Below are 22296 nucleotides of genomic sequence, written 5' to 3'. Positions count from 1 at the left end.
TCCTGATCAGCGCGACGCGAGCCGCGCTATTCGTTGACTCGGCGCGCAAGACCGTTGGCGCTGTCGATCAGCACCCGACGGTAATCGCTGTAATTGTTTTTGGCATCCGCACGGGGGGCGACGATGCACAAGGTGGCGACGCAAACGCCCCGTTCGTCCTTGACCGGCGCGGCGAAGCAATGGGTGAAGGTATCGGCCACGCTGTCGAAGGAAAAAAACCCGTCTTCACCTGCCTTACGAATCTCCCGCAGAAAGGTTTCAATGGGCAGCAGCTCGCCGCTGGGCAGTACGTAGTCTTCGGGGTCGATGAGGTCGTTGATTTCCTGATCGCTTAAATGACTGAGCAGCAAGCGCCCGGAAGCGGTCCAGGGAATCGGCGCGTTTTCGCCGATGTCTGACGAGATGCGAAAATGCCGCTCACCTTCCTTCATCAATGCAACCGTGTATTTGCGCCCATTGAGCAAACACATCTGAGCGGTTTCACGGGTTTGGCTGACGATTTCGGCCAATGACACCTCCGCCTCACGGGTGAAGTCGAAATGCCGCAAATGCGCTTGCCCGAGAAAGTACAACTGACGCCCCAGGTAGACATGCCCGTCTCTGCCCACGGTCTCCAGAATCCGCCGCTCAAGCAGCGAGCTGACCAGTTCATAGACTGTAGATTTTGGACTGCCAATACCGGTCGCGATTTCATTCGGGCGTAGCGGCGTGCCTTTCTCTTTGAGAAAGTCGAGGATATCGAACGCCCGATCCAGCCCTCTGGCCCGGCGTTTGATGGTGTCTTCGGTCATTGTGCGCACTACCCATTAAGCGGTCGGTAAGAATGCCGAGCAGTTTAACGCTGCCCACTGAAGGTTCCCACGCTCAGGCAGGAACAATCAGTGCGCAGGGTGTCAGACCTTTGGCTTCTTGTACGCCACGCAGTCAATCTCGACTTTGCAATCCACCATCATATTGGCCTGAACACAGGCCCGGGCCGGTGCATGTTCGCTGGTGAAATATTCGGAAAACACCTTGTTGAAGCTCCAGAAGTCCCGTGGGTCTTCGAGCCAGACGCCGGTGCGCACCACGTCTTCCAGGCCATACCCGGCTTCGGCAAGGATGGCGATCAGGTTCTTCATGGTTTGGTGAGTCTGTTCAACGATCCCTCCATTGATGATCTCGCCGTTTTGCGCAGGCACTTGGCCGGACACGTACAGCCAACCATCGGCTTCAACGGCACGGGCGAAAGGACGGGGTTGGCCACCGCCGGCGGTACTGCCGGTGCCATAACGAGTAATGCTCATGAACGTCTCCTGCTGTTTTATCTAAAAGGGTTAATGCTCAATCGGCTGGCCGATTAAAAACGGATGTTCTTGAGGAACTCACTCAAGCGCGCCGACTTGGGTTGTTCGAATAACGCCTTGGGCGGCCCCTGCTCCTCGATGCGGCCTTGATTCATGAAGACGATGTGGTCCGACACTTCGTAGGCAAAACGCATCTCATGGGTGACCAGCAACATGGTCATGCCCTCCTCGGCCAGGCCTTTGATCACGCTTAGCACTTCGCCGACCAGCTCTGGATCGAGTGCCGAGGTGACCTCATCAAACAGCATCAGGCTCGGGTTCATCGCAATTGCTCGGGCAATTGCCACGCGCTGTTGCTGCCCACCGGAGAGTTGCCCCGGAAAGTGATTGCGACGATCCAGCAGACCCACCCGCTCCAGCCATTTTTCAGCCAACGCCACGGCTTCGTCCTTGGGCAGTTTTTTGACTTTGAGCAAGCCCAAGGTAACGTTCTGCAGGGCGCTGAGGTGCGGGAACAGATTAAATTGCTGGAACGCCATGCCAGTCATGGACCGGTGCTGAGCAATGACTTTTTCAGGATGACGGACGCGTTTTCCATCGACATCGCTATAGCCGATGTCCTGGCCATCCAGACGGATATGGCCACCTTGAAATTCTTCGAGCAAATTGACGCAGCGCAGCAAGGTGGTCTTGCCCGAACCGCTGGAGCCAATCAGGGTCACGACGTTGCCGCGCTGCATGTGCAGGTCAACGCCTTTGAGCACCTCAACCGGCCCGTAGGATTTGTGCAGCCCTTCGATGCTCAGCAACGCTGGGGTGGTAGCGGTGTGTGTCGGTGTCATGGCAAGGCCACCCTTTTTTCGATTTGCCGTCCAAGAAGCTCGATGGCGTAGTTGATGATGAAAAAGAGAAATCCGGCGAACAGGTAAAACTCCAGGGTCATGAACGTTCGGGCGATGACCTGTTGGGTGCTGAGGAGTAATTCAGCAACGCCAATCACCGACAACAGGGTCGAGGCCTTGACGATCTCGGTGGAGGAATTCACCCACGTCGGCAAGATTTGCCGCAGCGCCTGGGGCAGCAACACATAAGCCAGTGACTGCTTAAAGGTCAGGCCAATGGCCTTCCCCGCTTCAAGCTGTCCACGAGGAATCGCTTGCAAGGCGCCGCGCACGATTTCCGCGACGTGGGAACCACAAAATAGCGTCAGTCCCAGCGCACCGGCTTGAAATGCGCTGACCTGCCAGCCCAACGCTGGGGCCATATAGAAGCAGGCTAACACCAGCACAAACACCGGAGTGCCGCGAATCAGATCGACATAGAGCCGAAACGGTAGGCGACTCCAGAGCTTGCCGTAGGTCAGCACCAACCCGGCAAACAGGCCGATCACCGTGCCGCAGATAATCGCAATGACTGAACATTGAATGGTGGTCAAAAAACCCGCCAACAACGCTTCCCGGGCGATCCACAGTTCTTGCAGCCAACTATGAGCTTCGTACATACCAGACCTCCTAGCGACGGATCGCCAAGCGTTGCTCTAAGTAGCGCAAGACCATGGCGATGAGGTAACAGGCCGCCACGTACAACGCTGTGGTCACCATCCAGGTTTCGATGACCCGATAGCTTTCAACGTTGATCTTGCGGGCGTAGTAGGTCAGCTCCGGCACGGCAATCGCCGCCGCCAACGAGGTGTCCTTGAACAACGAGATGAAGTTGTTCGACAGCGCCGGCAACACGTTGCGCAGCATCACCGGGATGATCACATAGGCGCGCACTTGCCATTCGCTCAGGCCAATTGCCAGCCCGGCTTCGCGCTGGCCCTTGTGAATACTCAACAGCCCCGCACGAAACACTTCGGTCAAATACGCCCCGGCGTACAGCGACAGGGTGACGATGAACGACGGCAGCTTGTCCATGCGGATGCCCAAACTCGGCAGCGCAAAGTAGATCAGCAGGATCAGTACCAAAATCGGCGTATTACGGATCACCGTAACGTACACCGAGGAGATGATGCGCAAAATCCGGTGCTTCGACAGCAGTGCGAACGCCGCCATCAGGCCAATGACGCAGCCAATGGCAATTGAGATCAACGCCAGTTCCAACCCCAATCCCAGGCCGGACAGCAAGCTGGGAAAATCACGCCAGACGGCGGCAAAATTCAACTGATAGTTCATGGTCAGCAGTACCTGGAACGGGGCAATCGACGCGTTGCCCTGTTCTCACCGAGTCATTTGAATTCGACAGGGAAACCGATTTCCGGAGTCGGTAGATCGACACCGAACCACTGTTTGAAAGAGGCCGCATAGGCCGGAAATTCAACTCCGGTCATCGCTTCGTGCAACGCAGTGTTAACGAAGTTCAGCCAGTCCTGATCACCACGTTTGACAGCGCAGGCGTAGGTCTGTGGGCTCCAGGCGAAGTTGGGGGTGCGATAGCGGCCTGGGTTCTGCACGATCAGGTATTTCACCGAGGACTGATCGGTAGCAGCTGCATCGGCACGGCCGGAATTGACGGCCTGATACATCAGGTCAACGCTGTCGTACTGATCGACTTTGGCTTTGGGCAGGGCCTGGTGCACCAACTCTTCGGCGTAGACGTTCTGCAGCACGGCCACGGTTACGCCGTCACCGGCAGCTTTCAGGTCATCGATTTGCTTGTACTTACTCTGGATCGGCAGCAACAGCGCCACACCCTCACGGTAGTAAGGCAGGGTAAACGCAACTTGTTGGGCGCGGCTGGCAGTGACGGTAATGAACTGGCAGCTAATGTCGACTTTGTCAGTCAGCAAGTTGGGGATCCGTGCGTCGGACGACTGCACCACGAACTCGACTTTGCTGGGGTCGTTGAACAGCCCTTTGGCGATCATCCGCGCGATGTCGATATCGAAGCCTTGGAGCTTGCCGTCCGCACCCTGGAAATGCCAAGGCGCGTTGGTGCTGCCGGTACCCACCACCAGATGGCCGCGCTGCAATACGCTGTCGAGTTTGCTGGCGTCCGCCGCCTGCACCGAACTGATAAGCGTGGCCGTGGCCGCAAGAACAAACGCACAAGCTTTCAAAAAGGAAGGTCCGCGATGCATGTGATGAACTCCGCCGTGGTTAAATTCCGCTATAGCGGAACAAGGTATGTAACAACGGAATAGACAGCAGAAAGTGTGCCACAGAACAGGGCCAAAAAAAACGCGTAAAAAAAGGCTTTTAGATCAATGCGCTAACTCAAGTAAACGCGTTGGGTACGTGACGGTTTTGATGTGATGACTCGCTACCGTTTGCTACAACGTGTGTAGCCAGACCCCAAAGTGGGGCAAACGCGCTAAGTCCGACCGATTTATGCGTAGTTGCGTTCGTCAACACCGTATTTGGGGGGCAGTGAACTAAAGCAGCGAAGCTTTGCAGGTAAGAACCCGTTTGAGCCAACGCAGAGGGTGACGGGGCGAAGTCAACGTAGGTTATCTACCTGAGAGGATCTTGGTTTGAAATGGTTTAGCGAAGAAACATTCGCGTGTTCAGAAACTATAAACAGTCCTCAGCGCATGAGGACTGTCGCTAGTTTCATCTGATGTAATAATCAGGCCTTGGTATTAATGGTCTCGCCCGTAATCTGTCCTGAACCGTTCACAGTACCTTTGGCTGGCGTTTGCACTGGAGAGTTCGATGCGGAAGCCAAGTGCTGCTTGTCGATCAGACGTTGAGCCACACGATCGCCAAGACCCGCCTCTTTTGCAGTTTCGGCAGATGTTTCAGTTGCTTCCTTCAAAGCCGCCGCAGCGACGCTGACGGTGGTGCTGGTGGCTGAAGTTCCAGTCGTAACGGCAGTCGCTTTCGTTTTGTCAGTAACGGGGCTAGTAACCCCACCGTTTACAGAGATAGAAGCTGAGATTGCGCCAATGGACATCGGTAACTCCTGATTTTGCTAAATACGCAAAGGCATCAAAGGCCCTAGCGCGAGGGATTGAACGAAATCAGAGCGTAGGGCCGCAAGCGTTTTGTTTGCGTCGGTAATAAGTGAAAATTCCGTCGTATTTAAGAGTCAGAAAATAAATCAGACAGGTTCAAGAGCGTTAGCGCGAAATAAATGAGTAAGTGCAGACCACGTTAAAAAAATGCAGCCAGTCCCCGACGCCGGGGACTACTACAGGAAAGAGGGCAATGGCTAAACCTTGACATTTATGGCCTGAGCACGGAGATCGTCAGGGCCACCCTCTTGTTCAGTATCAGCAGCGGCTCCAGCGATACTCTTCAAATCTGATGCTACGGCGTGGTCCGAGGGTGATGACGCTGAATGGGTCGTCACTCTGAATTTGGCTTGATGTTCGGCGGTTACGCCAACGTTCACAGGAATTGATGATGAAATAACGCCGATTGCCATCTGTTGCTCCTTATTACGGGAATGCGACAGGATCTCAAAAACGCCCCGAGGCATGGATTGGATGGAAAATAGACTAGAGGGCCAAATGTTCACAATACGTCAGGCTGACGTGAAAATTTCGTCCTCTGATTTTACGTAGACAATTTGAAAAACCTGTCGCCTATTGTCACTGGCCCATCCCGTCGTCAGCTCCAACCGCATTTTGGATAGGTCAATCTCAGACGCCGCTGCACTCTCGCCCCAGAAAACCGCCTTCATTTTATCTACACGGGCAGAGGACCGAAGGCGCGGTAAGCATCAATCAACGCGTCGAAAAGTGAGATATCCGACCGGCTTCTTGCGAGGAGCTGAGCGCCAGCAACAGCTGCAAAAATCGCGCTGGCCCGTACCTCACTGTCCTGCGGCGTGCAAACTTTTGCGGCCAAAAGAAGCTTGCTTAACCACGCAATGTTCACATCAGCAAAAGCTTGGATCTCCTTGGTCATTTCGCTTGGCAAACTATCTGTTTCGGCACCCACGAAACTGCCCAGGCAAAGGCGATTATCAGCTTCAAGTGATCGACGGAAAATTTCCGGAAAGCGACGCAGAGCTTCAATCGGGTTCGGGTTTTGTTCGTAGATTGTTTCAAGCGCTGCTACGCCGTCCTCCCAGTATCGCTTGGCAACAGCAACGCCAAGATCGGCTTTGCTAGGAAAGTGGTAGTAAATGCTCGCCGCTTTGATCCCTACCTCTTGGGCAAGGTCGCGAAAATTTAATCCATTGTAGCCCCGTGATTGGGCAATTTTCGTGGCGGCCAACAGGATGGCCTCTCGGGCGTTGGTAATCATTATGATGCTGTGTCCAAAGGATGAAGTAGCAGAGGTGCGCGGCATCCTATATCAGAAACCTATCGCTTGTTAGGTCGATTTCCCGAAGCGGAATGGGCGACCCCGACGGTTCCGGGGCTGCCCGCCAGAACCGTTATTCGGCTAGAGAGTCCAGCTCAGGAATGCCACTGCTGCGATCGGCGTAAGCAGCACGGAAGCTAGGGCGCTTCTGCCAACGCATCCAGTAGGCGGCCAAGAACTCAAAACGTTCGTCCAGCGGCGTAGCGTTGACCGGGAACTTAGAGAACGCGATGGCGGTTGCCAGCGTTATGTCCGCGAAGGTCGGAGCATTGCCGCCCAGCAGCCATTCGCGACCGTCGGACAGATGGCGATCGACCAGTGCCGCATGGGCCAATGCCTCTTTACGGCAGTGCTCGCCCCACGCCTCATTCTTGGTAAGTTCAAGTTTGAATCCGAGCCCGGTGTGTAGCACATGAAACGACGTCACGATCCGGTACAGGATGTGCACCCATACCCGGTTATCCCACATGTTATCAAGCCCCTGTTCCAGCGCGGTCTCCCCCATGATCTTGCGACCGGGATAGGACTGGTCGAGGTAACGAACGATGGCAGCCGTTTCGGAAATGAAACTTCCATCCGCCAGTTGGAGCGTGGGCGTCTCGCCCCATGGATTCATGTTTAAGTGACGCCACCCACGCTGCTCGCCCCCTGGGGCCATATCATAAACAGTCTCGTCAAACTGATCAGCGATGCCCTTTTCATGCATGAATAGCCGCAAACGCTGCGGGTTGGGAAAGGCTGAAGGGGAGGTAAAGAGTTGAAGTTTAGAAGTCATGGTCGATCCTGGAGTTGGAGGGCTGGCTATCTAACGACCGTTAGGTAGCCAGACATTAACGAGCAGATAGTTTCGAGTCAATCCCTATCTAACGTTTGTTAGATACAGTTCTATCAGAATGCAGTGTTTGCTTCACCACGTCGCGCAGCCACGCCCAAATTCAGATCCGTAGTCTCCGGCTGCCCTTCCGTGCGCCAAGTGTTACTATTACGCCCCTTTAAAGCCGCACTGACTGATTTTGGGTTGCGCGTTCTGCGTTCAACCTGCTTTGGCCGTGCGCTTTTTGGCTGTTTTGGGTTCGCCCCCAACGCCATTGTGCCGGGCCCTCGAGCCTTTACGCCTTTGCTTCCTTGCAGGACACACTTTTGATCTCCACAGCTAACATCACCATGCAATTCGGCGCTAAACCCTTGTTCGAGAACGTCTCGGTCAAGTTTGGCGGCGGCAACCGTTATGGCCTTATCGGCGCTAATGGCTGCGGCAAGTCCACTTTCATGAAAATCATGGGTGGCGACCTGGAGCCTTCGGGCGGGCAGGTGATGCTGGAGCCGAACGTACGTCTGGGTAAATTGCGCCAGGACCAGTTCGCTTACGAAGAATTCACCGTGATCGATACTGTGATCATGGGTCACGAAGAACTGTGGAAGGTCAAGGCCGAGCGCGATCGCATTTATTCGCTGCCGGACATGACCGAAGCTGACGGCATGGCCGTTGCCGAGCTCGAAACCGAGTTCGCCGAAATGGACGGCTACACCGCCGAATCCCGAGCCGGTGAACTGCTGTTGGGCTTGGGTATTGGCATCGACCAACACTTCGGCCCGATGAGCGAAGTCTCGCCGGGTTGGAAGCTGCGCGTATTGCTGGCGCAGGCGTTGTTCTCCAATCCAGAAGTGCTGTTGCTCGACGAACCGACCAACCACTTGGACATCAACACCATTCGCTGGCTGGAAAACATCCTGACCCAGCGCAACAGCACCATGGTCATCATTTCCCACGATAGGCACTTCCTGAACAGCGTTTGTACGCACATGGCTGACCTTGATTACGGCGAATTGCGCCTGTTCCCTGGCAACTACGACGAATACATGACCGTGGCGACGCAGTCCCGCGAGCAATTGCTATCGGACAACGCCAAGAAGAAAGCGCAGATCAACGAACTGCAATCGTTCGTCAGCCGCTTCTCGGCCAACGCTTCGAAATCCAAGCAGGCCAGCTCCCGCGCCAAGCAAATCGACAAGATCCACTTGGCCGAGGTCAAGCCGTCAAGTCGAGTCAGCCCATTCATTCGCTTTGAGCAAAATAAAAAGCTGCACCGCCAGGCGGTCATCGTCGAGCGTATGGCTAAAGGTTTCGATGGCAAGCCATTGTTCAAGGATTTCAGCTTCGTGGTTGAAGCAGGCGAACGCGTAGCAATTATCGGCCCGAACGGTATCGGTAAAACAACACTGTTGCGCACCCTGGTCAACGAGCTGTCGCCGGACGCCGGCACAGTGAAGTGGACCGACGCGGCTGAACTGGGCTACTACGCTCAGGATCACGCATCTGATTTCGAAGACGAATCCAACCTGTTTGACTGGATGGGCCGTTGGACTCAGGGCGGCGAGCAGATCGTTCGTGGCACCTTGGGCCGTATGCTGTTCTCCAACGACGAAATCCTCAAATCGGTCAAAGTGATCTCCGGCGGTGAACAAGGTCGCATGCTGTTCGGCAAGCTGATTTTGCAACGGCCGAACGTGTTGATCATGGACGAGCCAACCAATCACTTGGACATGGAATCCATCGAGGCGTTAAACCTCGCATTGGAAAACTATCCAGGCACGTTGATTTTCGTCAGCCATGACCGCGAGTTTGTCTCGTCACTGGCCACCCGCATCATCGAGCTAAGCCCAAGCGGCGTAGTCGACTTCAGCGGCACTTACGATGACTACCTGCGTAGCCAAGGCGTTGTGTTCTGATTTAAAGCCCGCGTGAATGAACTGCACCCCAAAAGTTGGACACCCGTCCTGACTTTTTGGGGTTTTTTGATCTGATAGTGCTCTTTAGGAGCTGCCGGAGGGTCTCTACGTGGCGGTCCTCCTGCAGGAAGTGGGCAAGCAAAACAATCGTTAGCCAGCTTCCTTTTATCCTCGGCGCACGCCATCATGCCGACTCCAACCGCCTGCCAGCGAATGAGCCACATGTCTGCTGCACAACCTGCACCCTCCTCGGTCACACCCCCAAGTTCCGTGGCGATCACCCTGCAGATCGTCTCCATTGTGTTTTATACCTTCGTTGCCTTTCTGTGCATCGGCTTACCGATTGCCGTGATTCCGGGGTACGTTCACGACCAGCTGGGTTTCAGTGCAGTCATTGCGGGCCTGGCCGTGGGCTCGCAATATTTGGCGACGTTGCTAAGTCGCCCGCTTGCGGGTCGTGTGGCAGACAGCATTGGCACCAAGCGCGCGATCATTTATGGCCTGATCGGGATCGTCATCAGCGGCGTAATGACCCTGGCTGCCATGCTGCTTGAAAGCCTGCCCGACCTAAGCCTGACGATTCTTATCATCGCGCGCGTGTTTCTCGGTGTAGCCCAAGGATTGATCGGCGTTGGCACCATCAGTTGGTGCATTGGCCAAGTCGGCACCGAGCACACTGCCCGAGCGATTTCCTGGAACGGCATTGCGTCCTATGGTGCCATCGCCATTGGCGCCCCGATCGGGGTGGTCATGGTCGGCATACTGGGCTTCGTCAGCCTCGGCGTTGCGCTGCTGATTATCTCGTTACTGGCGTTGGTGTTGATTCGTAACAAGCCTTCAGTGCCCGTTATCAGAGGCGAACGGATGCCGTTTTGGGCGGTGTTCGGCCGCGTCGCTCCGTTTGGCGTGAGCCTGACCCTGGCGTCCATCGGCTACGGCACCCTGACCACCTTCATCACCCTGTTTTATCTGAGCAGAGGCTGGCAAGGCGCTGCTTACTGCCTGACGGTCTTCGGCATCTGCTTTATCCTGTCGCGGTTGATTTTCATCAACGCCATCAAGCGCTTTGGCGGCTTCAACGCAGCCATCGCCTGCATGCTCATCGAAACCGCTGGATTGGTCATGTTGTGGGTCTCGCCCAGCACCGAGTTCGCATTGATTGGCGCAGGCATGACCGGTTTCGGCCTATCGCTGGTGTATCCGGCATTGGGCGTCGAGGCGATTAAACAGGTGCCAAACTCCAGTCGTGGCGCAGGTTTGAGTGCCTATGCGGTGTTTTTCGATCTGGCGCTGGCCATTGCCGGCCCAGTGATGGGCAGCATCGCCCTGGGGTTTGGATATTCAATGATATTTTTCGCTGCAGCACTGCTCTCGGTGGCCGGGTTGGCGCTAACCATCGGTTTGTCCCGCCGCCCCCGGTATTGATCGGTCTGGGCGCGAAAAACCCGCTTAATGCGCCGCAGCCATAAGCCGCGGCGCAGGTACTGTCACTCGGGTTTGGGCTTCAAAATCAAGACAGCCAACGGCGGCAAGTTCAATTGCAGAGAAAACGGCTGACCATGGCTTTTACTTTCCACCGACTTGACTTCCCCACCATTACCGACGTTAGAACCGGCGTAGGTGTCAGCGTCACTGTTTAGCAGTTCAATCCACGGCCCTTCGAACGGTACGCCAACACGGTAAGCCTCGCGCGGCACTGGGGTTAGGTTCGCCACGATCAGCACCGGTTCGCCCTCGGCGCTCCAGCGCATGTAAGCGAACACGCTGTTGGTGGCATCATCGCCAATCACCCACTGAAAGCCCATCGGCTCGCAATCGCGATCATGCAACGCAGGTTCCTGGCGATAGAGGCGGTTAAGGTCACTGACCAGCGTCTTAACACCGATGTGCTCGGCGTATTGCAGCAAATACCAATCCAGCTGCTCGTCATGGTTCCACTCGCGCCACTGGCCGAACTCGCAACCCATGAATAGAAGTTTTTTGCCGGGATGGGTCCACATGAAGGTCAAGTAGGCACGCAAGTTAGCGAACTTCTGCCAGCGATCACCCGGCATCTTGTCGATCAGTGAGTGTTTACCGTGAACCACTTCGTCGTGGGAGATCGGCAAAACAAATTTCTCCGACCAGGCATACACCAGACCGAAACTCAACTCACTGTGGTGGTGAGCGCGATGGATCGGGTCCTGCTCCATGTAGTGCAGGGTGTCGTGCATCCATCCCATATTCCATTTGTACTGGAAGCCCAATCCGCCCTGTTGCGTCGATTGGCTAACGCCGGGCCACGCCGTGGATTCTTCGGCAATCACCATCGAACCCGGTGCTTCCAACGCGACAACGTCGTTGAGGTGGCGCAGGAAATCGATGGCTTCGAGGTTCTCCCGACCACCGTGGCGATTGGGCACCCACTCCCCGGCTTTGCGCGAATAATCGCGGTAGAGCATTGAGGCAACGGCATCGACCCGCAAGCCGTCGATGTGGAAATGCTTGAGCCAATGCAACGCCGACGCCAGCATGAAACCGTGGACCTCAGTGCGGCCCAAGTTATAGATCAGCGTGTCCCAATCCTGGTGGAAACCTTCTTGAGGATTGCCGTATTCGTACAACGCGGTGCCATCGAACTGGGCCAAACCGTGGGTATCGGTCGGAAAATGCGCCGGCACCCAATCGAGGATCACGCCAATTTCTGCACGGTGACAGGCATCGACGAATTCGGCAAAGTCTTGCGGCGAACCGTAGCGAGCCGTCGGGGCGAATTGTGACAGCGGCTGATACCCCCATGAACCACCAAACGGATGCTCCATGATCGGCATGAGTTCGATATGGGTAAAGCCCAATTCCTTGATGTAGGGAATCAAGCGATCGCCCAGTTCTTGCCAGTTGTACTGGCGCACCACGAACTCGTCGCTGTGATCAAGCTGCCACGAGCCGGCGTGCAACTCGTAAATCGACAGCGGCGCTTTCGGTGAATGACGTCCACCACGCGATTGCATCCAATTGCTGTCTTGCCAGTCGTGATTCAACGGCGTTGCAACCACCGACGCTGTTTCTGGTGGCATCTGGGTCGCGAGCGCCACCGGGTCCGCCTTGAGCGGGAGAATCCCGTCGGCCCCAAGAATTTCATATTTATAGGCTTCACCTGGCTTCAGACGAGGAATGAACACCTCCCATACGCCAGACGGATACCGTGCCCGCATCGGGTGACGACGTCCGTCCCAATTGTTGAACGAGCCCACCACCGAGACGCGTTTAGCGTTAGGCGCCCAAACCGCGAAGCGAACCCCGTCAACACCATCGACATTCATCACCTGTGCGCCCAGGCAACTGCTCAGGTCCCGGTGATTACCTTCCGCAAACAGGTACAGATCCATTTCGCCCAGTAGCTGACCGAAGCTATAAGGGTCTTCAGTAATTTGCTCACCACCCGCCCAACTGACTTTCAACAAATAGGGTTGGGAATGTGCGAGGTGCCCTGCAAAAAAACCCGGCGTCGAACTCATTTCCAGGGTGATCAGTTCGTGCTCACCGTCTCGCGCCAGAACCTTTACGCTCAGTGCGTCAGGCAGGTAAGCGCGGACGTACTGACCGCCCTTGCCATCGTCATGAGGGCCAAGCATCGAAAACGGGTCATGGTGTTCGGCGCGAATCAACGCGTCCATGTCGGCCGCACCGGGCAGCATTTGCACTGTGCCTCTGCCGTGTTCCTTATGTGCACTCATGTTCGTTCTCCATCAGACAAAGTCAGCAGTCCACGTAAGCCTTGCAAGGGCACGGCCAACCAGTTGGGACGATGCTCAGCTTCGTAAACAACTTCATATGCGGTTTTTTCCAAGGTAAACAATTCCAACGCCGCAGCTTCGCCATTACTGTCTTTCCAGGCGTGGGCCATGCCCGTGGTAGCCGTTCGATAACTTTCAATAAACGCTTGGCGGGCTTGGGACAAGTACGTATCGGCCACCGTTTGACGTGCGGTTTTAGCTTCTACGGAGCTATCGACGGCTTGGGCATTGCGCACGGCCATCGCTGCTGCATAGTCGAACGAACGCAATACGCCACTGACGTCTTTAAACGGACTGTACTTGGCCCTGCGTTCGATAAGCGCACGTGCTGGCTCACCTTCAAAGTCGATCAGGTAAGCGTCACCCTTGACCACCAACACCTGGCCAAGGTGTAAATCACCATGCACCCTCAGCCGCAACCCGCCCACTGAACGCTTGGCCAGGTCTTTGATATGGGCCAGCACCTGTTTGCGTTGACTCAATAACTCCGAGACCAAGGCTTGGTCGTCAGCTTCCAACTTGCTGCGGTGTAGCTCAAGCAACTCCAGCGCATGCTCCATTTGCGCCACGACACTTTGGCCCGACGCTTCACTGTCTTTTGCGCTGGTAAGCTGCGCAACAAAGTCGGGATCGTCGGTCGGCGCTGCCAATATTTGGTGCATCTCGCCCAGTCGCTGCCCCAACAAGGCAGAGAAGTCCGAAAGTTCCAGCAGCGCATTGAAGTGCTGATCCAAGTCCGAGCGCCCGCGAGCCAACTCGTCACGCACAGCGCGTTCAAGGTTGTTTTGAGTCCATTCCCACGCATCGCCCTGATTGCTCAAGTAGCCCTGAGCGATCATTAACAAATTGTCCTGCCCATCATTGTCGACCCGCACCACTGAACCCAGTAACGGTGAAATGTATTTGAATCCCGCCGCTGTCAGGTATGCGCCCATTTCCAATTCCGGGTGAGTACCGGCACTGACGCGACGAATCATTTTCAGCACCAGACTGCCGCCCACTACTACCGAGCTGTTGGACTGCTCCGCCGATAAGTAACGCACTTCGGATTCGTTGGTCAGGCCCAGATGGGTCATTTCCGGCGTCTGCTCAAACCGTATTTCGCCTTCGCTGCAGGGCAGTACGGTTTCAGCTTGCATACCCTGAACCACAGCGCGGATGAAGGTTTCCAGGGTAAACGCATCGGTGATGAAGCCAACCTGACGCCCGCGTCGAACCCGCGCCAACGCCAATTGCTGTGGCAACGCGCTGCTGACTTCATCCTCCGCCAATAGACCGAACGGCAATTGGTAGCGACCTTGATGGTCGCCGGCCGTCACTTCCAGCTCGCTCAACAGCACCGGATGCTGAACATCGCCAAAACGCACGGCATAGGCAATTTTGACTTGATCAATGGCTTTGTCCTTGCCTGCAAACCAACGGCGCTTGGGCAGATACACCGCCAGAGAGGTCTTCTCCATCACGCTACGTAACGGCTCGTCGAGCAGTTCTTCGAGACGCTTTTTCAACACCATCGTCGGGAAGTCCGGCATGCTCTGCGCCGGCTCGACATGCCAACTGGGCATTTGATTTTCCGCCGCCAGCAAGAACCAGTAATAACCATAAGGTGGCAACGTCAGCAGGTACGTCAGTTGACCGATAGGCGGAAACGCACTGCCGCCGAGCATTTCCACCGGCACCATCCCGGTAAACGGTGACAGCTCCAGCTCCGCCGCCTGAGCGGCAGCGGACACGTTGGCCACACACAGAATGATTTCAGTCTTGCCGTCGGGACCGGTGTATTCCCGGGTATAGGCCAAAATTCGGCGGTTGGTCGGCGAGAGCATTTTCAACGTGCCACGCCCGAAAGCTTTCTGCTGTTTACGCACCGATAACATCCGACGATTCCAATTCAGTAAGGAATGCGGATCATTATTCTGAGTTTCGACGTTCACCGATTGGTAGCCGTAAAGCGGGTCCATGATCGGTGGAAGCACCAGGCTCGCCGGGTCGGCACGGGAAAAACCGCCATTGCGGTCGATGGACCATTGCATCGGCGTTCGTACCCCGTCGCGGTCACCGAGGTAAATGTTGTCGCCCATGCCGATCTCGTCGCCGTAGTACAACGTCGGCGTACCGGGCATCGACAGCAACATGCTGATGAGCAGTTCAACACGCCGCCGATCACGCTGGACCAACGGCGCCAACCGACGACGAATACCCAGGTTGATCCGAGCACGGCGGTCAGCGGCGTAGTAATTCCACAAGTAGTCGCGCTCACGATCGGTGACCATTTCCAAGGTCAATTCATCGTGGTTGCGCAGGAAAATCGCCCACTGACAGTTTTCCGGAATTTCCGGGGTCTGACGCAAAATATCGGTGATCGGAAAACGGTCTTCCTGCGCCACCGCCATGTACATGCGCGGCATCAGCGGAAAGTGGAACGCCATATGGCACTCGTCACCGTCTTTGCCTTTGGTGTCGCCGAAGTACATCTGCGTGTCTTCAGGCCATTGATTAGCCTCGGCCAACAGCATGCGATCAGGGTAATTGGCGTCGATCTCGGCACGAATCTTCTTCAACACCTGATGTGTTTCAGGCAGGTTTTCGTTATTGGTCCCGTCGCGCTCAATCAAATATGGGATTGCGTCGAGACGCAGACCGTCGATGCCCATGTCTAGCCAATAACGCATCACTTCCAGTACAGCGTCCATCACTGCCGGGTTATCGAAGTTTAAGTCCGGCTGGTGTGAATAAAAACGGTGCCAGAAGTACTGATCTGCAACCGGGTCCCACGTCCAGTTGGATTTTTCGGTGTCGAGAAAAATGATTCGCGTCCCGTCGTATTTCTGGTCGCTGTCTGACCACACATAAAAATCCCGCGCTTTGGAGCCACGCTTGGAAGCACGAGCTTTCTGAAACCAGGGGTGCTGGTCAGAGGTGTGGTTAATGACCAGTTCAGTGATAACCCGTAACCCGCGCCCATGGGCCTCAGCGATGAACTTCTTGGCATCGGCCATGGTGCCGTAGTCGCTGTGGACGCCACGATAGTCAGCAATGTCATAGCCGTCATCGCGGCGTGGAGAAGGATAAAACGGCAGCAGCCAGATCGTATTAACCCCCAGATCGGCGATGTAATCGAGCTTGGCGATAAGGCCGGGGAAGTCACCTATCCCATCGTTATTCGAATCAAAAAAAGATTTCACATGAACCTGATAAATGACCGCGTCCTTGTACCACAGAGGGTCATCGATGAAGGCCGCACTCCTCGGTTTCTTCGCCATCTTTAGTTCCTTGTTAATGCTTAATTCGTGGTCTGGATACGCCAAATGCCAAATGGCTGATAAGTAGGGTCGATGCGCATCCATTGGTACTTGCCGTACCAGGTCCAGCGGTGGCCGGTCATCAAGTCCTCACCCGATGTTGCGGCATCGTCGGGCAGGCCCATTTCCCACAACGGCAATTCAAAGCTCGCCTCCTGAGCGTTAACCGGATCAAGGCTGACCGCGATCAAAATAAAGTTGCTGCCGTCGGCACTGCGTTTGCCAAAATACAAAATATTGTCGTTCCACGCGTTATAGAGCTTCAGGCCCAAATGGGTCTGCAACGCAGGGTTCTGGCGACGAATGCGGTTGAGTTGAGCAATTTCGGCGATGATATTGCCCGGTGCGGTGTAATCCCGCGGCCGCAGCTGATATTTCTCTGAGTCCAGGTACTCTTCCTTGCCGGGTATCGGCGCCGACTCGCACAGCTCGAACCCTGAATACATGCCCCACAAGCCCGACCCCATCGTCGCCAGCGCCGCCCGAATCAGAAACCCGGCACGCCCCGACTCATGCAGAAAGCCTGGGTTTATGTCTGGCGTGTTAACGAAAAAATTGGGTCGATAACAGTCGCGCCATGGCGATTCATTGAGTTGAGCAAAGTATTCCGACAGCTCGGCCTTGCTGTTGCGCCAAGTGAAATAGGTGTAGCTCTGGGAGTACCCGACTTTACCCAGACGCGCCATCATCGCCGGCTTGGTAAATGCTTCTGCGAGGAACATCACGTCCGGGTGTTCATGGCGAATGTCGGCAATCATCCATTGCCAGAACGGTAGCGGTTTGGTGTGCGGATTATCGACCCGAAAAATCTTCACGCCCTCTTCGACCCAACCCGACACCACGTCCCGCAGCTCCAGCCACAAACTGGGAATCGAATCCGGCGCGTAGAAGTCGACGTTGACGATATCCTGATATTTTTTCGGCGGGTTTTCCGCATACCGAATCGAACCATCGGGACGCCACGAAAACCAACCCGGATGCTCCTTGAGCCACGGGTGATCCTGGGAGCACTGAATAGCAAAATCGAGAGCGATTTCCAGGCCGTGTTCAGCAGCAGCTTTGACCAGATTGCGAAAATCAACACGGGTACCCAATTGCGGGTGAATCGCGTCGTGGCCGCCTTCGACACTGCCAATGGCATAAGGGCTGCCCGGATCGTCGGGTCCGGCTTCTAGCGAATTGTTCGGGCCCTTGCGATGCGCACGGCCAATGGGATGGATCGGCGGGAAATACAACACGTCAAAACCCATGTCGTGAATCATCGGCAACCGACCAAGCACATCATTGAAGGTGCCATGCCGTGCAGGGTCGTCAGTGATCGAGCGCGGAAACAGCTCATACCAACTGGCGAACTGGGCCAGCTCCCGCTCTACGTCCACCGGAAACTCGACGCTGCGGCTCAAATACGCATGATTTTCAGCTTTAGCCATCAGCGAAGTCGTTTCACGGTTCTGCAACAGTGCGACTTTGCCTTCCAGATCGCAGCTCGCAAACTGCTCAATCACAGCGGCCAGGCGATCGTGTAGTTCGCCTTCATTGCGCTCCATCGCCTGGCTAAGATGAATACGGCCCTCTTCCAACTCCAAATCAATAGGCACGCCGGCCGCATGTTTTTTCTGCAACTCATAGCGGTAACTGGCGAATTGATCAATCCAGGCTTCAAGACGAAACACGTTGCGGCTAACTGACGACGGGACGAACTCACCGACCCAACTGTCGTTAACCAGTTCCTGCATCGGCGCGCTGTGCCACTGTTCCTCATCGGCAGCCCGCCAACGAATCACCACCGCCAGCTTGTCGTGACCGTCAGCGAATACCTTACTGGTCACCACAATCGGCTGGCCGACGATCGCCTTGACCGCAAACAGCCCGCCCTCGATCGCCGGCATCGTGTCTTCAATTACGATGCGCGGCAATTGCAGCGCTTGGGTCAGGGTCAACGGTTGAGTTTGATGCGGTACATCGCGGGCCAAAGAATCCGGGCCGTAGGGCTGATCTGCGGTCACATTCATCGAGCATCACTCCTCACGCCCTTATAAAAGACGCTCTCCGGCAAAAAATCACACAATTAAAAAGAAAGAGCGAGCCCATCCTGCGCTGTTCCACCTCACGGGGCCGCATAGTTTCCGAACGTGGACGGGCGGAAAAAGTTCAAAAGGGTTTGGGTGCGAGGGTGAGCGTAGACGGCTCTTCGTCGGATGCGAGCATCATTTACCCATTGGATGTGGTCGAACCGTTCACCTGTTAAACCTTGACACATAGCAATGAGGAGGTAGCCCAATGAACATCCCTATCCCGCCCGAAACGCCTGACCCAATGATCGACGACCCTGCTTTGCCGACGCCACCGCCCGGGAAGGAACCCCCGACAATGCCACCCGTGATGGAGCCGCCCAAAGGTGATCCACCTCCCGAGCAATCGCCGGCAATTCTTGGCAAAGCGTTTTTATGACTAATGCCCTTAAGTGCGACCAAACCTTAGGCCTTCAGTCGCGAGGTTTGTCGTATAGCGAGGGCAGACGCTAGTGAAGCACTGAGAGGAAAACAACCATGCCATTGCAATTTGACAACACCCGCGAGCACTGCTCCGCCGTCATTGAAGAGGTGCGCTATGAAAGCCCCATTATCGAGGTAGTGATCATTACCAATGACGCCACGCACATGTCTGAAGCCCAAATCGACGGCCAAAGCGTGTCCATTACCGAAGACGAGGCGGATTCATTGACGGTGTTAGGCGCTCTGGATAAACGGCACCATACCGTGGTGGATTGAAGGAGTTCTGTTGCAATTGGCTTGCCGACGGAGGCGGTGTGTCAGGCGTACCCAGCGGCAATTCTCACCAAAAGGTTCGGACCTACCGGCATCTAAATGCTTTAAAACCTAGCAAATCCCTAGGACAAATGGCCTATCTGATCTGCTTTTTATTCAAATACCTGAGTCTGTTATGCAACCAGTTGCGCGCCCATAGTTCATTGGCCTGATCGAGGCTGATGAGTACTTACTATGAGCGAGCGCATCCCCGTCCAGATCATTGAATTGGTTGAACCTTCCCGTGCAAGATCAAAGGCCAGGTCCAACGACACACTGATCCACACCCGCAGTTTCACCGGCCTGTTCCGCACTGTGCGCTTGAGCGGGACGGGACTTCTGTTCCTGCTTTTTTTCGGCACGGTATGGTTGGACTGGAGCGGCCGCCAAGCGGTGCTCTGGGATCTGGCTGATAGCAAATTCCATATCTTTGGCGCGACGTTTTGGCCGCAGGATTTCATTCTGTTGTCTGCGCTGCTGATCATCTGCGCCTTTGGTTTGTTCGCTATCACGGTATTCGCCGGGCGCGTGTGGTGCGGTTATACCTGCCCACAAAGTTCCTGGACCTGGATCTTCATGTGGTGCGAAAAACTTACCGAAGGCGAACGCAATCAGCGGATCAAGCTACAAGCCGCGCCGTGGGGAGTGAATAAACTACTGAGACGATCCGCCAAGCACGGCTTATGGCTGGTGATCAGCGTTTTGACCGGCCTGACCTTTGTGGGCTACTTCACCCCGATTCGGCCACTGGCCATAGAAATGCTGACCCTGCAATTAAGCGGTGTCAGCTTGTTCTGGGTGCTGTTCTTCGCGGCGGCGACGTATATCAATGCCGGCTGGCTGCGCGAAGCGGTATGCATGCACATGTGCCCATATGCGCGGTTTCAAAGCGTGATGTTCGACAAAGACACCCTCACCGTTTCCTATGACGCGGCACGTGGCGAAAATCGCGGCCCGCGTAAACGTGACGTCGAGCCCTCCTCGGTCGGGCTAGGTGATTGCATAGATTGCCAAGTGTGCGTGCAGGTCTGCCCCACCGGCATCGACATCCGCGACGGTTTGCAGATGGAATGCATCGGCTGCGCAGCGTGCATCGACGCCTGCGACTCGATCATGGACAAAATGGGCTATGAACGCGGCTTGGTCAGATATACCTCCGAACGCACCCTCGAAGGCGGTCATACCCACCTGCTTCGGCCACGCTTGATCGGCTATTGCGCGGTGTTGGCATTGATGATCGGCGCGCTGGTGTTGTCGCTGGTCGAGCGGCCGATGGTCTCGTTGGACGTCAGCAAGGACCGAGGTATGTTCCGCGAAAATAGCCAAGGCCAGATCGAAAATATCTATAGCCTGAAAATCATCAACAAAACTCAGCAGCCACAGCAGTATCATCTGGCGCTGGTCGAGGGTGCAGGCTTGGAGTATCACGGCAAGGCTCAAATCAGTCTCGCGGCGGGGGAAATCATCGACATTCCGGTATCGGTGGCGATGATCGCCGACCACCCGACCAGCAGTTCCCAGAGCATCAGTTTTGAGGTGGTAGACGATGCTGATTCCAGTGTCCGCAGCTTGGCACAAAGCCGGTTTGTTGCGCCGCTCAATCGGTGATTATCTCGGAACGGTTCATGCACTATTTTCCACCGATTGTCAGCCAGCGAGCACCGATGAAACGCTATGAAAAGTTTGCCGAAGACATCGCTGAACTGATCCGCTCTGGGGTGCTGGGGCCCGGCGAGCGAGTACCTTCGGTGCGTTACGCAAGCCAGTCTTACGGCGTCAGCCCTTCGACGGTGTTCCAGGCTTACTATTTGCTGGAGCGTCGCGGGCTGATCAGGGCAAGGCCTCGCTCCGGCTATTTCGTCACTAACAACGCGCCTAGGCAGTTTTCTGAACCAGTGATCAGTCATCAGGTCAGCGAGTCCACCGAGGTGGATGTCAGCGAGTTGGTGTTCTCGGTGCTTGATTCAATTAAAGACCCGCAAACCGTGCCGTTTGGTTCAGCATTTCCGAGTCCTATGTTGTTTCCCTTGCAGCGGTTGGCCCGTTCGCTGGCCAGTGCAGCGCGCGACATGGACCCGCGCATGGTTGTCACTGACATGTCGCCCGGCCATCCCCAGCTACGGCGGCAAATCGCTCTGCGCTACATGGTCTGCGGCTTGATGCTACCCATGGAAGAATTAATCATCACTAATGGCGCGCTTGAAGCGCTGAACTTGTGCCTACAAGCTGTGACTGAGCCCGGCGATCTGGTCGCCATCGAAGCCCCTGCGTTTTACGCCTGCTTGCAGGTATTAGAGCGCCTCAAGCTCAAAGCGATTGAAATTCCGGTTCACCCTCGTGATGGTATCGATCTTGAGGTACTGGCCCAGACCTTGGATCGCCACCCGATCAAAGCCTGTTGGTGCATGACCAGTTTTCAGAACCCTATGGGGGCAACCATGCCCGAAGCCAAGAAGCGGCAATTGATGGAGTTGTTGCGTCAACATCAAGTGCCCCTGATCGAAGACGATGTGTATGCCGAATTGTATTACAGCTCCCAAGCGCCAAAACCTGCTAAAGCGTTCGACACCGATGGTTTGGTGATGCACTGCGGCTCGTTTGCCAAAAGCCTAGCGCCTGGCTATCGGATTGGCTGGGTCGCCGCAGGACGCTACGCGCAAAAAGTCGAGCGGCTCAAATTGATGACCTCGCTCTGCGCGTCAATGCCCGCCCAAGCAGCCATTGCCGACTACCTGCAACACGGCGGCTATGACCGCCATCTGCGTAAACTGCGCTACGCGCTGGAGGAGCAACAAGCCGCCATGCTCAGCGCCATCGTCCGCTACTTCCCGGCACAAACCCGGGTCAGCCAGCCCGCAGGCGGCTACTTTCTGTGGCTGGAACTGCCCGAGCAAATGGATTCGTTGAAGTTGTTTCAGATGGCCCTGGCCCAAGGCATCAGCATTGCCCCCGGGCCGATATTTTCACCGACCCAACGCTTTAATAACTGTATCCGCCTTAACTACGGCAGTCCTTGGAACGAGACAGCAGAGAAAGCCATGGAAACCCTGGGGCGAATTATTCGTTCGTTCTGAGCGAAAAGATAACGTATCCCCTGGCGGAGCCTAACCGCAGTTTTTTTGCCACCTATCCAGGTATTT

Annotated in this window: 18 protein-coding genes; 6 read left to right on the top strand and 12 right to left on the bottom strand. The window is 55.6% G+C overall.

Annotated elements, in window-relative coordinates; all coding sequences use genetic code 11:
- Positions 1 to 26 precede the first annotated feature (26 nt).
- The 9 genes from RGW60_RS06125 to RGW60_RS06085 form a co-directional block, all read right to left on the bottom strand.
- Positions 27 to 791: an IclR family transcriptional regulator gene (locus tag RGW60_RS06125; protein ID WP_322203050.1), complete on the bottom strand. Its 765-nt coding sequence runs from the start codon at positions 789 to 791 to the stop codon at positions 27 to 29.
- Between the two features lie 102 nt (positions 792 to 893).
- A complete protein-coding gene (locus RGW60_RS06120; RefSeq protein WP_322203048.1) occupies positions 894 to 1286 on the bottom strand; it encodes a RidA family protein in 393 nt (130 codons plus the stop codon).
- A 53-nt stretch (positions 1287 to 1339) separates the two neighbouring features.
- Positions 1340 to 2128, bottom strand: a complete 789-nt coding sequence (locus RGW60_RS06115; protein ID WP_322203046.1) for an amino acid ABC transporter ATP-binding protein — start codon at positions 2126 to 2128, stop codon at positions 1340 to 1342.
- Positions 2125 to 2787, bottom strand: coding sequence for an amino acid ABC transporter permease (locus RGW60_RS06110; RefSeq protein WP_322169466.1), 663 nt, complete (start codon positions 2785 to 2787; stop codon positions 2125 to 2127). Before RGW60_RS06110 ends, RGW60_RS06115 begins: the two co-directional genes overlap by 4 nt.
- A gap of 10 nt (positions 2788 to 2797) precedes the next feature.
- Complete coding sequence (locus RGW60_RS06105; RefSeq protein ID WP_322203044.1) at positions 2798 to 3460, bottom strand: amino acid ABC transporter permease; 663 nt, start codon at positions 3458 to 3460, stop codon at positions 2798 to 2800.
- A 53-nt stretch (positions 3461 to 3513) separates the two neighbouring features.
- On the bottom strand, positions 3514 to 4365 hold the full coding sequence (locus RGW60_RS06100) for a transporter substrate-binding domain-containing protein (RefSeq protein WP_322203042.1): 852 nt from the start codon (positions 4363 to 4365) through the stop codon (positions 3514 to 3516).
- A gap of 488 nt (positions 4366 to 4853) precedes the next feature.
- Positions 4854 to 5180, bottom strand: a complete 327-nt coding sequence (locus tag RGW60_RS06095; RefSeq protein ID WP_322203040.1) for a hypothetical protein — start codon at positions 5178 to 5180, stop codon at positions 4854 to 4856.
- 737 nt (positions 5181 to 5917) lie between these two features.
- Entirely contained in the window at positions 5918 to 6481 is a 564-nt protein-coding gene (locus RGW60_RS06090; protein WP_322203038.1) for a TetR/AcrR family transcriptional regulator, read from the bottom strand.
- Positions 6482 to 6614: 133 nt separating this feature from the next.
- The gene (locus tag RGW60_RS06085) at positions 6615 to 7316 is read right to left on the bottom strand and encodes a glutathione S-transferase family protein (RefSeq protein ID WP_322203036.1); all 702 of its coding nucleotides are present in this window, start codon (positions 7314 to 7316) and stop codon (positions 6615 to 6617) included.
- Between the two features lie 365 nt (positions 7317 to 7681).
- On the opposite strand from RGW60_RS06085, the gene RGW60_RS06080 reads away from it, so the two are divergent.
- On the top strand, positions 7682 to 9271 hold the full coding sequence (locus tag RGW60_RS06080; protein ID WP_322169417.1) for an ABC-F family ATPase: 1590 nt from the start codon (positions 7682 to 7684) through the stop codon (positions 9269 to 9271).
- A gap of 222 nt (positions 9272 to 9493) precedes the next feature.
- Positions 9494 to 10696, top strand: a complete 1203-nt coding sequence (locus tag RGW60_RS06075; protein ID WP_322206855.1) for an MFS transporter — start codon at positions 9494 to 9496, stop codon at positions 10694 to 10696.
- A 62-nt stretch (positions 10697 to 10758) separates the two neighbouring features.
- On the opposite strand, the gene glgB is transcribed toward RGW60_RS06075, so the two are convergent.
- The 3 genes from glgB to RGW60_RS06060 are packed head-to-tail and all read right to left on the bottom strand — an operon-like array spanning position 10759 to position 18361.
- Positions 10759 to 12987, bottom strand: coding sequence for a 1,4-alpha-glucan branching protein GlgB (gene glgB / locus RGW60_RS06070; protein ID WP_322203034.1), 2229 nt, complete (start codon positions 12985 to 12987; stop codon positions 10759 to 10761).
- Complete coding sequence (gene treS, locus RGW60_RS06065; protein ID WP_322203032.1) at positions 12984 to 16310, bottom strand: maltose alpha-D-glucosyltransferase; 3327 nt, start codon at positions 16308 to 16310, stop codon at positions 12984 to 12986. Before treS ends, glgB begins: the two co-directional genes overlap by 4 nt.
- 20 nt (positions 16311 to 16330) lie before the next feature.
- The gene (locus tag RGW60_RS06060) at positions 16331 to 18361 is read right to left on the bottom strand and encodes an alpha-1,4-glucan--maltose-1-phosphate maltosyltransferase (protein ID WP_322203030.1); all 2031 of its coding nucleotides are present in this window, start codon (positions 18359 to 18361) and stop codon (positions 16331 to 16333) included.
- Positions 18362 to 18629: 268 nt separating this feature from the next.
- On the opposite strand from RGW60_RS06060, the gene RGW60_RS06055 reads away from it, so the two are divergent.
- From RGW60_RS06055 to mapR, 4 genes are all read left to right on the top strand, one after another.
- The gene (locus tag RGW60_RS06055) at positions 18630 to 18800 is read left to right on the top strand and encodes a hypothetical protein (RefSeq protein WP_322203028.1); all 171 of its coding nucleotides are present in this window, start codon (positions 18630 to 18632) and stop codon (positions 18798 to 18800) included.
- 98 nt (positions 18801 to 18898) lie between these two features.
- Positions 18899 to 19120, top strand: coding sequence for a DUF3203 family protein (locus RGW60_RS06050; RefSeq protein ID WP_322203026.1), 222 nt, complete (start codon positions 18899 to 18901; stop codon positions 19118 to 19120).
- A 231-nt stretch (positions 19121 to 19351) separates the two neighbouring features.
- Positions 19352 to 20764 (top strand): cytochrome c oxidase accessory protein CcoG, encoded by a 1413-nt coding sequence (ccoG, locus tag RGW60_RS06045; RefSeq protein WP_322203024.1) that lies wholly within the window; start codon positions 19352 to 19354, stop codon positions 20762 to 20764.
- 56 nt (positions 20765 to 20820) lie between these two features.
- On the top strand, positions 20821 to 22230 hold the full coding sequence (mapR, locus tag RGW60_RS06040; protein WP_322206854.1) for a GntR family transcriptional regulator MpaR: 1410 nt from the start codon (positions 20821 to 20823) through the stop codon (positions 22228 to 22230).
- Positions 22231 to 22296 lie beyond the last annotated feature (66 nt).

The sequence above is a fragment of the Pseudomonas sp. AB6 genome, from assembly GCF_034314105.1.
Taxonomy (GTDB): Bacteria; Pseudomonadota; Gammaproteobacteria; order Pseudomonadales; family Pseudomonadaceae; genus Aquipseudomonas.
This window is presented reverse-complemented; position numbering and strand designations above follow the sequence as displayed.

Coding starts and splice junctions, on each gene's coding strand:
- RGW60_RS06125 (WP_322203050.1), bottom strand. CDS start 791: ATGACCGAAGACACCATCAAACGCCGGGCCAGAGGGCTGGATCGGGCG.
- RGW60_RS06120 (WP_322203048.1), bottom strand. CDS start 1,286: ATGAGCATTACTCGTTATGGCACCGGCAGTACCGCCGGCGGTGGCCAA.
- RGW60_RS06115 (WP_322203046.1), bottom strand. CDS start 2,128: ATGACACCGACACACACCGCTACCACCCCAGCGTTGCTGAGCATCGAA.
- RGW60_RS06110 (WP_322169466.1), bottom strand. CDS start 2,787: ATGTACGAAGCTCATAGTTGGCTGCAAGAACTGTGGATCGCCCGGGAA.
- RGW60_RS06105 (WP_322203044.1), bottom strand. CDS start 3,460: ATGAACTATCAGTTGAATTTTGCCGCCGTCTGGCGTGATTTTCCCAGC.
- RGW60_RS06100 (WP_322203042.1), bottom strand. CDS start 4,365: ATGCATCGCGGACCTTCCTTTTTGAAAGCTTGTGCGTTTGTTCTTGCG.
- RGW60_RS06095 (WP_322203040.1), bottom strand. CDS start 5,180: ATGTCCATTGGCGCAATCTCAGCTTCTATCTCTGTAAACGGTGGGGTT.
- RGW60_RS06090 (WP_322203038.1), bottom strand. CDS start 6,481: ATGATTACCAACGCCCGAGAGGCCATCCTGTTGGCCGCCACGAAAATT.
- RGW60_RS06085 (WP_322203036.1), bottom strand. CDS start 7,316: ATGACTTCTAAACTTCAACTCTTTACCTCCCCTTCAGCCTTTCCCAAC.
- RGW60_RS06075 (WP_322206855.1), top strand. CDS start 9,494: ATGTCTGCTGCACAACCTGCACCCTCCTCGGTCACACCCCCAAGTTCC.
- glgB (WP_322203034.1), bottom strand. CDS start 12,987: ATGAGTGCACATAAGGAACACGGCAGAGGCACAGTGCAAATGCTGCCC.
- treS (WP_322203032.1), bottom strand. CDS start 16,310: ATGGCGAAGAAACCGAGGAGTGCGGCCTTCATCGATGACCCTCTGTGG.
- RGW60_RS06060 (WP_322203030.1), bottom strand. CDS start 18,361: ATGAATGTGACCGCAGATCAGCCCTACGGCCCGGATTCTTTGGCCCGC.
- RGW60_RS06055 (WP_322203028.1), top strand. CDS start 18,630: ATGAACATCCCTATCCCGCCCGAAACGCCTGACCCAATGATCGACGAC.
- RGW60_RS06050 (WP_322203026.1), top strand. CDS start 18,899: ATGCCATTGCAATTTGACAACACCCGCGAGCACTGCTCCGCCGTCATT.
- ccoG (WP_322203024.1), top strand. CDS start 19,352: ATGAGCGAGCGCATCCCCGTCCAGATCATTGAATTGGTTGAACCTTCC.
- mapR (WP_322206854.1), top strand. CDS start 20,821: ATGAAACGCTATGAAAAGTTTGCCGAAGACATCGCTGAACTGATCCGC.